The following is a 14037-nucleotide window of genomic DNA, read 5'->3' as shown; positions in this document are numbered from 1 at the left end:
CAACCGATTGCGGTGCGGGGCCGACCATGGGTCAGGATTGACTCGGCCGTCGGTCGGGCGAAGGGGAGAGACGCGTGGGCGGAGTCCTGCAGGGCTTCCTCACGATCGTGATCGTGATCGGGGTCGGCTTCCTGATCGCCCATCTGAAGATCGCCGGCGCCAACGCCCAGACCGTGCTGGCCCGGCTGGCGTTCTTCGTGGCCAGCCCGGCGCTGATGGTCACGGTGCTGTCCGAGACCGACGTCCGGCAGATCTTCTCCACCAACCTGATCGCCTCGATCAGCTGCGTTGCGGTCAGTGCGACCCTGTACGTACTGGCCGCCCGGCTGATCTTCCGACGCAGCGCCCCCGACACCGTGATCGGCACCTTCTGCTCCGCGTACGTCAACGCCGGCAATCTCGGTCTGCCGATGGCCGCGTACGTGTTGGGCAGCGCCTCCTGGATCGTGCCGATGTTGCTGACGCAGATGATCTTGCTGCAACCGCTGGGGCTGGCGATCCTCGACCTGACCACCAACGCTCAGGCCACCGGCCGCGCTCGCTGGCTCCGGCTGATCAGCCAGCCGTTCCGCAACCCGCTGATGATCGGGTCACTGGTCGGGCTGCTGCTGTCGATCTTCTCAGTCCAGTTGCCGCGCTGGGTCAACGACCCGCTGCACATGATCGGCGACATGGCGGTGCCGGCGATGCTGATCGCGTACGGGATCTCGCTGCGGCTCGGCCCGTTGCCCGGACGTGGGGAGCCGAAGGTCCAGATCGGCTACATCGTGCTGCTCAAGCTGATCGTCCAGCCGCTGGTCGGCTACCTGATGGCCGAGTTCGTGCTGGGTCTGCCGGCCGAGGCGGTGCTCGCGGTCACCGTGGTCGCCGCGCTGCCGACCGCCCAGAACGTCTTCACCCATGCGGTTCGTTACGACCGCGGCGTGATCCTGGCGCGGGATTCGATCTTCGTCACCACCGTGCTGTCGCTGCCGGTGCTGGTGGGCATCGCCGCCCTCCTGTCCCCGTGACAGCGGCCCCGAATTGTCAGCGGAGGAGTCGACATGGCGGGCTATCCGGGCGGGCGGATCGGCCGACCGAACTCGTGTTTGGTTGGGAAACGAACGCGGGTATGGGCCGGGACTCTGGTCGAACTCGTCACCGGTTGGGAAACGTACAAAGCCGGTGCCGACGGCCCCGACCGAATCCGACTCCGGTTGGAACCTGAACGCGCACCACGGGACAGGGCGGGTACGGCTCCGAACGGTCAGCGAGGTCCGGGGTGGCAGAAGTTGATCAGCGCAGCAGCCAGCACAGCCGGATCGGGTAGTTGCCGGCGGCGTCGGGATCGCCGTAGACCTCCCAGTGGGTATCCGACCGGATCTCGCCGTGTTCGGTGCACCACTGGGTCAGCGCTTGATAGGCGTCGTCCAGACTCGCCGGGCCACCGAGGTGCAGTACGGTAGCCGCCCGCCCGGCCGGCAGTTCGGACCCGACGAGGCGACCCTCCGGTTCGACCGCCGCGGGCACCTCGACGCCGGCCGCGATCTCGACGCCGACCTCGACCTCGACGTCGTCCTCGTCCGACTCCGGCAGGAGGTGATAGATCATCACGTTGTGGCCCGGACTGATCTCGGGCCGGGACCGCAGATAGGCCCAGACCTGGTCGAGCATCGACTTCCAGTCGAACGCGCTCCAGGTGGTCCGCTCGCGCACCACGGCACAGGGGGACGGAGCGGCGGATACGACCTCAACCCGATAGTCAACCATGAGCGCCGAACCTAGCAGCTGCGACTGATCTGAGATCCTCCGGTGACGATCCGGTTACCGGCCTTGACGCCGGGCGGCGTCTGGTCCAAGCTCTGTTCATCTGGGAACTTTCCAGACCATTCCTGGTTCGGCGGGCTGCCGTGCCCCGGGTGCTCCCGACGGAGGGACGATCGGTGCGAGTTGGCGGTCCGCGCGCGCTCCGCGCGATGAACGATCGTGCCGCGCTGCATGCCCTGGTCCGGCGGGGGCCGATGTCCAGAATCGAACTGGAGCAGGAGATCGGGCTGTCCAAGCCGGCCGCCGCCGAGTTGTTGCGGCGGCTGGAGGAAGCCGAGCTGGTCCGCCAGGACGGCCACCGGACCAGTCCCGGCCCGGGCCCCAACGCCCGCCTGTGGACCGTCAACGAGCAGGCCGGCCACGCGGTCGGTGCCGACATCACCGCGACCGGTTTCGACGTCGCCGTCGCCAACCTGGCCGGCACGGTGATCGGCGAGCGCAGGATCGCCAGCCGGGGAACCGGCCCGGATCCGCTGCCGGCGCTACGCCGCGCGGTGGTGGACGCCGGCCGCGCCGCCGGCCTGCGACTAGCGGACCTCGGGCACGCGGTCGTCGGCATCTCCGGCTCCATCGACCCGGTGACCGGCCGGCTCGGCTACGCCGACCACATGCCGCGGTGGTTGGGCTTCGACGTGCCCGCCCGGCTGACCGAGGCGCTGGGGATCACCGTGACGGTGGAGAACGACGTCAATCTGGTGGCCGTGGACGAATTGCTGCACGGCTGTGCCCGCGGCTATCGCGACGCGGTGCTGGTCTGGATGAGTCGTGGGGTGGCGGCGGCGGTGATCATCGACGGCCGGCTGCATCGCGGTTCCCGCGGCGGGGCCGGCGAGATCGACCGCGCTCCGATCGATCCCGACGGCCACCAGCTGTCCGACCTGATCGACGCCCGGGGCGTGCTCGCGCTGGCGCAACGACACGGCATCGGCGCCAGCCGGGCCTCGACGGCGGTTCGCCGAGCGGTCGCCGCGTCGGCCGTACGCGGCAGCTCGCCCGGAGATCCTGAGGGATTTCTGGGTGATCTTGCCACCCGAATTGCCCGATCAGTGGTGATCGGAGTGTCCTTGCTCGATCCGCAGTTGGTGATCTTGGCCGGCGACATCGGTGTCGCCGGGGGAGACCGGCTGGCGGACCGGGTGGCTGATCGCCTCCATCGGATGGTGGCTCATCGGCCTGAGGTCAGGCCTGGCACAGGTCGTGATCATGCGGTCCGGCACGGCGCAGTCGATGCCGCGGTCCGGCAATTACAGGAAGCAGTCTTCGGATGATCCGGCAGCCGGCCAACAGATGGCGGGCTCTCGCCAACGGGAGGAAATGATCATGAAGCGAAGCGCGCTGATCGTGGTGTTGCTCGCCATACTCGGGCTGATCGCCGGCTGTTCCGGCGGCGGCTCGTCAGGATCCGGAACCAACGGGTCGAAGTCGACATCGTTGACCATCGCCAACGTCGGCGGTACAACCTGGACCTGTGGGTTCAACCCGTTCAACCCGTCGGTGAGCGGGTTGAGCATCGGGTTCGTGTACGAGCCGTTGGTCTACGTCAATCCCTTGCAGAACTCGAAAGAGACCCCGATGATCGCCGAATCGTCGAAGTGGAGTTCGGACAAGAAAACGCTCACCTTCACCATCCGCGACGGCATCAAGTGGAGCGACGGCAAGCCGTTGACCGCCGACGACGTCGCCTTCACCTTCAACCTGCTGAAGGCCAACAAGGGCTTGGATCTCAACGCCCTCTGGTCATCGGGTCTGCAGTCGGTCGAGGCCAGCGGCAACACCGTGACGATGAAGTTCTCCACCCCGTCGCAGCCGTACTTCTACTACATCGCCGACCAGACCCCGATCGTGCCGAAGCACATCTGGAGCACCGGCGAGGCGGCCAAGAATCCGGTTCAGTTCACCGACGCCAAGCCGATCGGCAGCGGACCGTACACGGTCTCGGACTGCAAGCCGCAGAATGTGCGCTACCAGGCCAACGCGAACTTCTGGCAGAAGGGCAAGCCGGCGATCAAGACGATCAACTATCCGGCCTATACCGACAACAGCCCGGCCAACCTCGACCTGGCGACCGGCAAGGCGCAGTGGGGCGGCCAGTACATTCCCAACGTCGACAAGTACTACGTCGACCGGGACAAGACCGACAACCATTACTGGTACCCGCCGGTGGCCAACGTGCAGATCTTCCTGAACCTCAAGCAGGGCCCAACCGCCGACCTGGCCGTGCGACAGGCGTTGGCCTACGCGATCGACAAGGACCAGGTGTCCAAGATCGGCGTCGGCGGCCAGCTGCCGTCGTCCAACCAGGCGGGCATCGTGCTGCCGACCTTCAAGGACTGGTACGACCAGGCGGCAGCCGACAAGTACGGCTACAAGCAGGATCCGGCGAAGGTGAAGCAGTACCTGGCCAAGGCCGGCTACTCCACCGCCAAGCCGCTCAACCTGTCCATCATCAGCGTCTCCGGCTACACCGACTGGGAGGCGGAGTTGCAGGAGATCAAGCATCAGCTGCAACCCCTGGGCATCAACCTGGACGTGCAGAACATCGCCGGCCAGACCTACGACAACAAGCTGTACAAGGGCGACTTCCAGCTGGCGTACGGATCGCAGACCGGTGGCCCGGCGCCGTACTACGAGTTGCGGCAGAACCTGTACAGCGGCAACACCGCGCCGATCGGGCAGAACGCGTCCAGCAACTATTCCCGCTACTCCAGCAAGAAGACCGATGCGCTCTTCAACGAGTATCCGGGGGCCGACGATCAGCGGCAGCACGCGATCGTCAATGATCTGCAGGGTGTGATGCTGGCCGACGTGCCGACCATCCCCGTGCTGGAGAGCGTGAGCTGGTTCCAGTACAACACCAAGGAGATCACCGGCTGGCCGACCGAGCAGGACCAGTACGCCCTGCCGGCACCGTACGCGGTGCCCGACAACGAGCAGGTGTTGTTGCACCTGAAGCCGAAGGGCTGAGTGACGGCAGCATGATCAACACGTACGGCATCGGGAGTGGCTGATGCGGTTCATAGTGCGCAGGCTGGGGTTCTTCCTGATCACCCTCTGGGTGGCGTTGACGCTGAACTTCTTCATCCCGCGGCTGATGCCGGGGAATCCCGCCCAGGCGATGATGGCGCGGTACAAGGGCCGGATCAATCCGGACGCGTTGAAGGCGTTGGAGGTCGCCTTCGGTCTGGACACCCAGAAGCCGCTCCTGGTGCAGTACGTGGAATATCTCGGTAACACCGTGACCGGACACTTCGGGGTGTCGTTGACGTTCTTCCCGCAGCCGGTCAGTGAGGTCGTCGCCCAGGCGCTGCCGTGGACCCTCGGACTGGTCGGCGTCACCACGGTGATCGCCTTCCTGCTCGGGACCGGGATCGGGATGATCAGCGGCTGGCGACGCAACGGCATCGCGGACAGCGTGCTGCCGCCGGTGTTCGTGATCACCTCGGCGCTGCCGTACTTCTGGGTCGGACTGATCTTGATCATGGTGTTCTCGCTCGGTACGAACGGAGCGTTGCCGAGCGACGGCGGTTACGACCAGACTCTCAACCCTGGTTGGAACGCGGAGTTCATCATCGACGTGATCAAACATGCGATCCTGCCGTCGCTGAGCATCTTGATCATCTCCATCGGCGGCTGGATCCTGACCATGCGCAACAACGTGGTGACCACGGTCGCCGAGGACTACATCCGGATGGCCCGGGCCAAGGGCATCGCGGATCGCAAGATCATGATCAACTACGCCGCCCGGAACGCGGTGTTGCCCAATCTGGCCGGATTCGCGATCTCGCTGGGCTTCGTGGTCAGCGGCGCGATCCTGGTCGAGTTCACCTTCAACTACCCGGGGGTCGGTTACATGCTGCTGAGCGCGGTGACCAACGAGGACTATCCGCTGATGCAGGCACTGTTCGTGTTGATCACGGTGACCGTGCTGGTGGCGGTGTTGATCAGCGACTTCCTCACCGCCTTGCTCGATCCCCGCGTCCGGTCCGCGAGCTGAAACGGAGACGTGATGAGTGCTGTCACCGCAACCGCTGCCGAGACCGCGGTCGAGGCCCCGGCCACCCGGATCCGTCCCGGCGCCGGCGTTCTGCGTGCCGTCGTGGGCAACAAGAAGGCGCTGGCCGGGGCGATCATGCTGGCGATCTTCGTGATCGCCGCCATCGTGCCGCAACTGTTCACCACCATCCACAATCCCAACCAGCAGTTCGCCCAGATGCTGCCGCCCGGATCGGGACATCTGCTCGGCACCAACGCCTTCGGCCAGGACATCTGGACCCAACTGGTCTACGGCACCCGGCAGTCCCTGTTCGTCTGCGTGATGGTCGGAGTGCTGGCCAGTGTGGTGTCGATCATCATCGGCGTCTCCGCGGCCTATCTGGGCGGTCTGGGCGAGGACCTGCTGTCCTTGCTCACCGACGTCTTCCTGGTCATCCCGGCCCTGCCGTTGATCATCGTGATCGCCGCCTACGCCGGCGGAGGCAAGATGCCGGTGCTGATCGGAGTCCTGGTGATCACCGGGTGGTCGTACGGGGCCCGGCAGTTGCGGGCGCAGGCGATGTCTTTGCGGAATAGGGATTTCCTGGAGTCGGCGCGGGTTCGGGGTGAGCGGGCCTCGTACGTGATCGTGTTCGAGATCCTGCCGACGATGGTGTCGCTGATCGCGGCGAACTTCCTCGGCATCGCGCTGTACGCACTGCTGACTGAGGCAGGACTGCAGTTCATCGGACTGGGCAACTCGTCGGCGAACAGCTGGGGAACGATGCTGCACTGGGCGCAGACCAACGAGGCGTTGCAGACCGGACAGCAGTGGTGGGTGATCGCGCCCGGTCTGGCGATCGGTCTGCTCGGCGCATCCTTTGCGCTGCTGAACTACGCCTTCGACGAGATCGGCAATCCGGCGCTTCGACCGGTGCGGCGGAGGAAGGTGCGCCGGTGAGCAAGCTACTGCAGGTGACCGGTCTGTCGGTCACCTACGACACGTCGTCCGGGCCGGTGACCGCTGTTGATCAGGTCGATCTCGATGTGCAGTCAGGTGAGTTCGTGGGCATCGTCGGTGAGTCCGGCTGCGGCAAGTCGACGTTGCTGTTCGCGATCGCGCAGTTGCTGACCCCGCCGGCGTCGGTGGCCGGGGGAGAGGTGATCTTCCGCGGTCAGAACATGGTCGCGATGAACGCCGGCGAGTTGGCCCCAATTCGGTGGCGGAACATGTCGGTGGTGATGCAGAGCGCGATGAATGCGCTCAACCCGGTCAAACGGATCCGAGCTCAGTACGCGGACGCGATGAAGGCGCACGGAATCCGTTCCAAGATCGAGATCAGGCAGCGGTCGGAGGAGGTGCTGGAGCTGGTCGGCATCGACCGGGTGCACCTGAACAGTTTCCCGCATCAGTTGTCCGGCGGCATGCGGCAGCGCGCGATGATCGCGATGGCGTTGCTGTTCACGCCGGAGTTGGTGATCATGGACGAGCCGACCTCGGCGCTGGACGTGGTGGCGCAGCGTTCCTTGATGTTGCAGATCAAGGAACTCCAGCAGCAGTTGGGATTTGCGGTGATCTTCGTGACCCACGACATGAGCCTGGTCAGTCACTTCTCCGACCGGTTGATGGTGATGTACGCGGCCCAGGAGATGGAGTACGGGCCGACCCGGCAGGTCTTCGACTCGCCGGCCCACCCCTACAGCCGCGGCCTGCTGGATGCCTTCCCCCAGATCAGGGGACCGCGGGTCCCGCTGCAGGGGATCCCGGGGGCGCCGCCGAACCTGACCGCGATGCCGCCGGGCTGCCGGTTCGAACCGCGCTGTCCGCTCCGCTTCGACGCCTGCGCGGTGACCCAACCGGCGCTCTACCAGGTGGCCGACGTCCAGGCTCGATGTCTGTTGCACGACCCGGATCACCGGGACAAGGCCGAGTTGGGGAGGGACCGATGACCGCGCCGCTGTTGGAGGCTCGCGGACTGACCCGGGTCTTCCGCGTCGGCGGACTGCGCAACCGCCACCAGTTGCATGCCGTGGACGAGGCCGACTTCGCGATCAATGCCGGCGAGATCGTCGCCCTGGTTGGGGAAAGCGGCAGCGGCAAGAGCACCATCGCCCGGCTGCTGGCCAGGGTCTATCCGCCGAGCCGCGGTGAGATCATGTTCGACGGCAGGCCGTTGTCCGGGCTGCGGACGCGTGCCGAGGTGCTGAGCTACCGCGCCGCGGTGCCGATGGTCTTCCAGGATCCGTTCAGCTCACTGAACCCCGCCTACACGGTGGCGCACGGGATCGTCCGCGGGCTCAAGTTGCATCGGCCGGACGTGGCCGCCAAGGATCGTCAGGACGAGGCGGAACGGGTGCTGACCGCGGTCGGGTTGTCGCCGGCCTCGCAGGTGGTCGGCCGCTACCCGTACGAGTTGTCCGGCGGGCAGCGGCAGCGGATCGGGTTCGCGCAGGCGCTGGCCTATCGGCCGCAGGTGATCCTGGCGGACGAACCGGTGTCGATGCTGGACATCTCGATCCGGATCGGGCTGCTCAACGTGATGACCTCGCTGCGGGACGAGCAGGGCGTCTCGCTGCTCTACATCACCCATGACATCGCCAGCGCCCGCTACGTCGCCGACCGGATGATGGTGATGTACGCCGGTCGGATCGTCGAGTCCGGACCGGTCGAGGACGTGCTGGGCGCGCCCCGGCATCCGTACACACAGTTGTTGGTGGCCGCCGTGCCCGACCCGCGGGCCGAACTCGCGGTGACCGCCGAGATGGCCAAGGGTGAACCGCCGAAGGTGATCGATCCCAAGCCTGGGTGTCGGTTCGCCGATCGCTGCCCGCTGGCCCGCGACGTCTGTCGGACCACCACGCCGCCGCTGCTGGAGCTGGCCCCCGGGATCGAGGTCGCCTGCCATGTCGCCGCCGAGGAGGCCGGCCGCGGCGCCGACTCGATGATCCCTGCCGGCCGGAATTCCTAGAGGGTGCGGGCCCAGGCGAGATCGGCGGCGGCCAGGTCGGCAGCCTCGTCCGGTGTGGTGTCGGTGTACTGCGCGGTCAGGCAGACCGGGCCGTCGTAGTTGATCGTCCGCAGCAGATCGATGATCTCGGGCCAGTCGGCCAGTCCTTGATCACCGGGACCGAACCAGGTCCGGAACCGGGCCGGCTGTTGATCATCGATCGGTCGGTGGACGGCGTTCTTCAGGTTGACCAAGCCGAGCCGATCACCGCACTGCTCCAACGTGTACGCGGGATCCTCGCCGGCCAGCGCGTCGTGGCCGGCATCCCAGATCAGACAGAATTCCGGCGGCAGATCACGGATCAGTTCGCACACCCCGAGGACCGTGCTGACGAAGGCGCCATGGTGCGGCTGGATGCCGATCCGGATCCCGGTGCGCTCGCACTCGGGAGCCAGACGTTCGAGATCACCGCGGAGCCTGCGTACCGAGGCCCGGTAGCCGTCATCGCCGATCGGCGCCATGATCCTGATCATCGGCACGCCTGCCGCGGCGCAGGCGTCGAGAACGGCCGGCGTCGGATCGGACGCGATGCTGATCGGTTCGATTCCCAACCCACGCAGGGTTTTCGCGAACTCGGGCAGTCGATCCTCGGCGTGTTCCGGGGTGACGAAGGCGCCCGGCCGGACCGGCAACTCGACCGCGTTGAAGCCGAGCCGGCCGACCAGCGCTGCCAACGGCGCGGCGGCCAGCTCCGCCCACGGTTTGCTGAACACGGCCCAGGTCCGGTCGAGCGTTGTGCTCACGTCGTCCATCCGATCGGTGATCATCGTGCCGTGCCCCGGATCCGTTCTTCGTCCACCTCGACGCCCAACCCGGGGCCGGTGGGCACCGTCGCGACGGAATCGCGGATGGTGAGGCCGTCGACGAAAAGGTGGTCCAGCAACTCCGGCCCGTTGAGTTCGGCCGGCAGCGCGAGATCCATGGCAGAGAAGAGATGCAGGGCCGCGGCGAAGCCGACACCACAGTCGGTGAGCCCGCTGGCCAGCAGCTCGATGCCGTGCGCCTGGGCGACCGCCGCGGTGCGCTGAGCCTGCCGCAGGCCGCCGGACTTGCACACCTTGATCACCGCCAGGTCGGCGCCGCCGAGCACGGCGGTCCGGGCCAGGTCGGCTGCGCTGAAACTGCCCTCGTCGATGGCCAGCGGCAGCTCGAGATCGGCACGCAGCCGCTGCATCCCGGCCCAGTCGGTGCTCGGCACCGGCTGCTCGATGCAGAACAGCCCCGGCACATCTCGTACCGCGGCCAGTAGTTGACGCAGCGCCGCCGGCCGGTAGGACTGGTTCGCGTCCAACCAGATCGGCTTGCCCGCGGCGACGTCCGCCGCGGCCCGGACTGCGGCTGCATCGGCGTCGGCCTGCCCGGAGATCTTGATCTTGTACGCGTGGTAGGCAGCGCTCTCGGTGACCCGTTCGGCCACCCGCTCCGGCTCGTCGACGCCGACCGCACTGCACAAAGCGATCTCGTCGGTGCACCGGCCACCGAGGAGTTGATGCACCGGCAACCCGACCGCCCGACCGGCGGCATCGTGCATCGCGATGTCCAGCGCGGCCCGGGCGAACGGGAACCCGTTGGACACCGAGGGACTGAGCGCCTTGGCCGCGCGACGGTGAAACAGCTCGACGTCGTACGGCGACAGTCCGATCAGCAGCGGCGCGAGATGCTTCTCGATCACCACCATGATCGTTTCCGGCGTCTCGTAGCTCCAGCTGGGCAGCGCGCGCTGCTCGCCCCAGCCGACCACGCCGTCGGAGGTGGTGAGCTTGACGAAGATCACGTCGCCGGTGTGGGTGCGATCGCCGACAGCGCCGCTGCCGAGGACGAACTTGTGCCGGAAGGGCACGGGCACGCAGAAGACCTCTAGCCGGTCGATCACCGAACCGTTGCCGGTCGAAGGAGCAGTGGGCATGATCAGCTCCTCAGGCGGTGATCGACAGCTTGGCCGGGTCGACCCAACTAGGCCCGCGCCGATCGTGCTCGAGGAAGTCGATCACGTCGTCCAGCACGTAGCGGACCAGCGCCCGGTGACCGTCGACCGAGTCGCCGGCGATGTGTGGGGTGAGCAGCAGATTTCCGTTGCCCAGTACGGATTCGGGCAACTCGGGCGGCTCCGACGGATACACGTCCAGAGCGGCCTGCAGCCGCCCGGTCGCGGTCTCGTTGATCAACGCTGCGGTGTCGACTGCGGCTGCGCGGGAGGAGTTGATCACGATCCCGCCGTCGGGAATTCGGCTGATCAGGTCGGCGGTGATCAGGCCCTCGGTGGCCGGCGTCGCCGGCACGTGCACCGACAGCACCGAGCAACCGACCACCTGTTCCAGCGAGACGCTTCGTACGCCCAACTGTGCGGCCTGCTCGGCCGACAGGTACGGGTCGTACACCCAGATCTCGACCCCGAACGGCCGGAGCAACTCGATGAAGGCGCGCGCGGTGGACGATGCGCCGACGATGCCGACGGTCAGCCCGCGCAGCTCACGGCCGCGGAACGAGTCGGTCTTCCAGCCACCGTGCCGGACCCAGTCGTCGTACTCGGGAAGGCGGCGCAGCAGCGTGAGCAACGCGGTCAGGCAGTATTCGCCCACCGACCAGGCGATCCGCGGTGCTGCCGAGAAGATGCTGATCTTGTCCAGCGACTCGGCCGGGACCAGGTTTTTGATCGTGCCGGCGGCGTGGGCCACCACGGTCGGACCGCCGTTGCCCGCACCGAGCAGATCGGCCGGGAGTGGCGGCGTACCCCAACTCGTCAGCACCACGTCCTGGCCGGCCAGGCGTTCGCGGAGCAGAGCTTGATCGAGTTGCTCGTGATCATCCAGCCACTGCGCGTCGAAGCGCGAGTTGATCATGGACCGGGTCTCGGGGTCGCACACATCCGCGGCACGAGACGCCGTCAGAGCCATCAGCAGTCGGGTCACGGAACCGAACGGTACGCAATCAACCCGATACTCGTCCAAGCCCGATCCGGCATCGGCCGATACCGTGACGGCATGGAGTATTCGCTGGCTCAGCTTCGCGGCTTCGTCGCGGTCGCCGACGAGTTGCATTTCGGCAGGGCTGCCGGGCGGCTGCAGATGACCCAGCCGCCGCTGACCCGGCAGATCCAGGCGCTGGAGCGGAGCATCGGAGTCCGCCTGCTCGACCGGGATCGGGAGGTCAGGTTGACGCCGGCCGGGGCCGCGTTCCTGGTCGACGCCCGCCGGCTGCTCGCGTTGGCCGAGGCGGCGCCGGAATCGGCCCGCCGGGCGGCGGCCGGTGAGGTCGGCACGCTGCGGCTCGGCTTCACCGCGATCGGTGCCTACGCGGTGCTCGGTCCGATGCTGTCGCTGATTCATGATCAACTTCCCGGGGTGGAGGTCGATCTGCAGGAGTTGGTCAGCGAGGAGCAGTTCAACGCCCTGGGGAGTGGCCGACTCGATCTCTGCCTGGTTCGGCCACCGGTACCGGACGGGCTGTCCGCGCTGCCGGTGCACGCCGAGGAGCTGGTACTGGCCGCCCCCGTCGCTCATGAACTGGCCGCCGGCGACGAACCGGTCCGGCTGGTGGACGTGTCCGCCGACTACATCGGCTACTCGCCGGAAGGGTCTCGCTACCTGTACGACGTCTGCGCCGCGCTGATCGCGGTGCAGGACTTCCTCGGTGCCGAGATCGCATCCCAGTTCCCGACCATGCTGGCGCTGGTCCGGGCCGGCCGCGGGGTCGCCCTGATCCCGCGGTCGTGTACCGCGATGCGGATCGACGGGGTGGTCTATCGCGAGCTGGACGCCGCGGACACCCGGACGGTGCGGCTGGAGGCCTGCTGGAATCCGCAGTCGCAGGACCCGGTGCTGGCCCGGGTCCTCCCGCTGCTGTCGGAGGACTGCTTCAGCGCCGGCGTACTCAGTGCCCGGCGTCGTCCGGGGCCTCGGTCGAGGCGCGGTAGACGATCTGCGGCGCCGCGTTGAAGCCGGTCCGGTAGCCGCGGACCTGTGCCAGCACGGGATCGGCACCGGTGGTGACGATCTCCACCGCCGAGGCCTGCAACTCGTCGAAGGCGTGCAGCCGCTTGTTGCCGATGGTCAGGCCGTCGGCCAGCGTCCGATCGCCGGCCTGGACCCGATGCGCCCGGACCCGCTGGCCGTTGCGGTAATCCTCGACCAGCTCCAGATGATCAAGGACGGCCGGCTCGGTGAAGTCGGCTCGCCAGGTCACCGAGTCGCCATCGGAGTCGATCTTGGTCACCGTCGCTTCGATCGGCTCGGCGAATCGCTGGTCCAGCTCGGATCGCCACTGACGCAGGCGTTCGACGTCGGCATCCGGGATCAAGCCACGGTTGTCCGGCGGCAGGTTGAGCAGCAGGTTGGCGCCCATCCCGACCGAGCGATAGTAGATGCCGAGAAGATGATCAAGAGACTTCGGTTGATCACGGTCGGCCCAGAACCAGCCCTTGCGGATCGACACGTCGCATTCCGGCGGCAGGTAGAGGGCCTCGGCCAGTTGGGTCGAGTAGGTCGTGTACTGGCTGAAGTCGGTCTCGGCCACCACATAGTTGACCGGATCGGCCGCGAGCCCGTCCTCGTTGCCGACCCAGCGGATCGTCGGCGCACCCATGTTGAAGATCATCGCGTCCGGCTGGGTTTCCTTGATCACCTCGCCGATGCCGACCCAGTCGTACTCCCGGCCCTGCGATCCGGCGCCGTCGAACCAGAGCTCGGTCAACTTGCCGTACCGAGTGCACAGCTCGCGAAGTTGATCTTGATAGAACCGGTCGTAGGCGGGCTTGTCCGGATAGCACGCGGCGTTGCGATCCCACGGGGACAGGTAGAGACCAAGATCAAGTCCGTACTCCTCGGCCGCGGCGGCGACCTCGGCGACCACGTCGCCCTGGCCGTCGCGCCACGGTGAGGAGGCGACCGAGTAGTCGGTGGTCTCGGTGGGCCAGAGGCAGAAGCCGTCATGGTGTTTGGCGGTCAGCACGACATAGCGGGCGCCGGCGTCGGCGGCGGTGGCGACCCATTGCCGGGCGTCGAGATCGGTCGGGTTGAAGCTGCTGGCCGGCAGCGTGCCGTCGCTCCATTCCAGCGCGGCGAACGTGTTCACGCCGAAGTGGAAGAAGACGCCGAGCTCCTGGCGCTGCCAGGCGAGTTGGCCCGGAGTCGGCGGGATCATCGGAAGCTGGTCGGCCACGCGGGTTTCGTTGGGCATGGCACGGAAGGCTAGCAAGACCTCCGATGTTTGCCCCAACAGGCTGATCGGGTGGGCGGGGTGGACCGGTGGCCGA

General features: G+C 67.1%; 13 protein-coding genes. 8 read left to right on the top strand and 5 right to left on the bottom strand.

Annotated features, from left to right (window positions below):
• Window positions 1-74 precede the first annotated feature (74 nt).
• Entirely contained in the window at window positions 75-1010 is a 936-nt protein-coding gene (locus FOE78_RS15535; protein WP_143987110.1) for an AEC family transporter, read from the top strand.
• 265 nt (window positions 1011-1275) lie between these two features.
• Here FOE78_RS15535 and FOE78_RS15530 read toward each other — a convergent pair whose 3' ends face one another.
• A complete protein-coding gene (locus FOE78_RS15530; protein WP_143987109.1) occupies window positions 1276-1749 on the bottom strand; it encodes a GyrI-like domain-containing protein in 474 nt (157 codons plus the stop codon).
• 206 nt (window positions 1750-1955) lie between these two features.
• On the opposite strand from FOE78_RS15530, the gene FOE78_RS15525 reads away from it, so the two are divergent.
• The 6 genes from FOE78_RS15525 to FOE78_RS15500 are packed head-to-tail and all read left to right on the top strand — an operon-like array spanning window position 1956 to window position 8747.
• Window positions 1956-3074 carry an ROK family transcriptional regulator gene (locus FOE78_RS15525; RefSeq protein WP_143987108.1) on the top strand — a complete coding sequence of 373 codons (1119 nt, stop codon included), beginning with the start codon at window positions 1956-1958 and terminating at the stop codon, window positions 3072-3074.
• A gap of 52 nt (window positions 3075-3126) precedes the next feature.
• Window positions 3127-4770, top strand: coding sequence for an ABC transporter substrate-binding protein (locus tag FOE78_RS15520; RefSeq protein WP_143987107.1), 1644 nt, complete (start codon window positions 3127-3129; stop codon window positions 4768-4770).
• A gap of 43 nt (window positions 4771-4813) precedes the next feature.
• Window positions 4814-5800 (top strand): ABC transporter permease, encoded by a 987-nt coding sequence (locus FOE78_RS15515; RefSeq protein WP_143987106.1) that lies wholly within the window; start codon window positions 4814-4816, stop codon window positions 5798-5800.
• Window positions 5801-5812: 12 nt separating this feature from the next.
• On the top strand, window positions 5813-6739 hold the full coding sequence (locus FOE78_RS15510; RefSeq protein WP_210414612.1) for an ABC transporter permease: 927 nt from the start codon (window positions 5813-5815) through the stop codon (window positions 6737-6739).
• Complete coding sequence (locus FOE78_RS15505; protein ID WP_143987105.1) at window positions 6736-7728, top strand: ABC transporter ATP-binding protein; 993 nt, start codon at window positions 6736-6738, stop codon at window positions 7726-7728. Before FOE78_RS15510 ends, FOE78_RS15505 begins: the two co-directional genes overlap by 4 nt.
• A complete protein-coding gene (locus tag FOE78_RS15500; RefSeq protein ID WP_143987104.1) occupies window positions 7725-8747 on the top strand; it encodes an ABC transporter ATP-binding protein in 1023 nt (340 codons plus the stop codon). The genes FOE78_RS15505 and FOE78_RS15500 overlap by 4 nt, the downstream gene beginning before the upstream one ends.
• Here FOE78_RS15500 and FOE78_RS15495 read toward each other — a convergent pair.
• From FOE78_RS15495 to FOE78_RS15485, 3 genes are read right to left on the bottom strand one after another with little or no spacing between them, the layout of a single operon-like run.
• Window positions 8744-9529 carry a sugar phosphate isomerase/epimerase family protein gene (locus tag FOE78_RS15495; protein ID WP_210414611.1) on the bottom strand — a complete coding sequence of 262 codons (786 nt, stop codon included), beginning with the start codon at window positions 9527-9529 and terminating at the stop codon, window positions 8744-8746. The genes FOE78_RS15500 and FOE78_RS15495 overlap by 4 nt on opposite strands.
• A gap of 20 nt (window positions 9530-9549) precedes the next feature.
• Window positions 9550-10692: a mandelate racemase/muconate lactonizing enzyme family protein gene (locus tag FOE78_RS15490; RefSeq protein WP_143987103.1), complete on the bottom strand. Its 1143-nt coding sequence runs from the start codon at window positions 10690-10692 to the stop codon at window positions 9550-9552.
• 10 nt (window positions 10693-10702) lie between these two features.
• The gene (locus FOE78_RS15485; protein WP_228265845.1) at window positions 10703-11626 is read right to left on the bottom strand and encodes an NAD(P)-dependent oxidoreductase; all 924 of its coding nucleotides are present in this window, start codon (window positions 11624-11626) and stop codon (window positions 10703-10705) included.
• Window positions 11627-11767: 141 nt separating this feature from the next.
• Here FOE78_RS15485 and FOE78_RS15480 point away from each other — a divergent pair, with 141 nt between their 5' ends.
• The gene (locus FOE78_RS15480; RefSeq protein WP_143987101.1) at window positions 11768-12721 is read left to right on the top strand and encodes a LysR family transcriptional regulator; all 954 of its coding nucleotides are present in this window, start codon (window positions 11768-11770) and stop codon (window positions 12719-12721) included.
• On the opposite strand, the gene FOE78_RS15475 is transcribed toward FOE78_RS15480, so the two are convergent.
• On the bottom strand, window positions 12657-13961 hold the full coding sequence (locus FOE78_RS15475) for an alpha-L-fucosidase (protein WP_143987100.1): 1305 nt from the start codon (window positions 13959-13961) through the stop codon (window positions 12657-12659). The genes FOE78_RS15480 and FOE78_RS15475 overlap by 65 nt on opposite strands.
• Window positions 13962-14037 lie beyond the last annotated feature (76 nt).

The sequence above is a fragment of the Microlunatus elymi genome (assembly GCF_007362775.1).
In the GTDB taxonomy this organism is placed as follows: domain Bacteria; phylum Actinomycetota; class Actinomycetes; order Propionibacteriales; family Propionibacteriaceae; genus Microlunatus; species Microlunatus elymi.
The sequence above is the reverse complement of the archived record's forward strand: the minus strand, read 5'-3'. Positions and strand labels throughout refer to the sequence as shown.

What these genes read in the sequence shown, in the direction of transcription:
- FOE78_RS15530 (WP_143987109.1), bottom strand. Translation starts at nt 1,749, where the DNA reads ATGGTTGACTATCGGGTTGAGGTCGTATCCGCCGCTCCGTCCCCCTGT.
- FOE78_RS15525 (WP_143987108.1), top strand. Translation starts at nt 1,956, where the DNA reads ATGAACGATCGTGCCGCGCTGCATGCCCTGGTCCGGCGGGGGCCGATG.
- FOE78_RS15520 (WP_143987107.1), top strand. Translation starts at nt 3,127, where the DNA reads ATGAAGCGAAGCGCGCTGATCGTGGTGTTGCTCGCCATACTCGGGCTG.
- FOE78_RS15515 (WP_143987106.1), top strand. Translation starts at nt 4,814, where the DNA reads ATGCGGTTCATAGTGCGCAGGCTGGGGTTCTTCCTGATCACCCTCTGG.
- FOE78_RS15510 (WP_210414612.1), top strand. Translation starts at nt 5,813, where the DNA reads ATGAGTGCTGTCACCGCAACCGCTGCCGAGACCGCGGTCGAGGCCCCG.
- FOE78_RS15500 (WP_143987104.1), top strand. Translation starts at nt 7,725, where the DNA reads ATGACCGCGCCGCTGTTGGAGGCTCGCGGACTGACCCGGGTCTTCCGC.
- FOE78_RS15490 (WP_143987103.1), bottom strand. Translation starts at nt 10,692, where the DNA reads ATGCCCACTGCTCCTTCGACCGGCAACGGTTCGGTGATCGACCGGCTA.
- FOE78_RS15485 (WP_228265845.1), bottom strand. Translation starts at nt 11,626, where the DNA reads ATGATCAACTCGCGCTTCGACGCGCAGTGGCTGGATGATCACGAGCAA.
- FOE78_RS15480 (WP_143987101.1), top strand. Translation starts at nt 11,768, where the DNA reads ATGGAGTATTCGCTGGCTCAGCTTCGCGGCTTCGTCGCGGTCGCCGAC.
- FOE78_RS15475 (WP_143987100.1), bottom strand. Translation starts at nt 13,961, where the DNA reads ATGCCCAACGAAACCCGCGTGGCCGACCAGCTTCCGATGATCCCGCCG.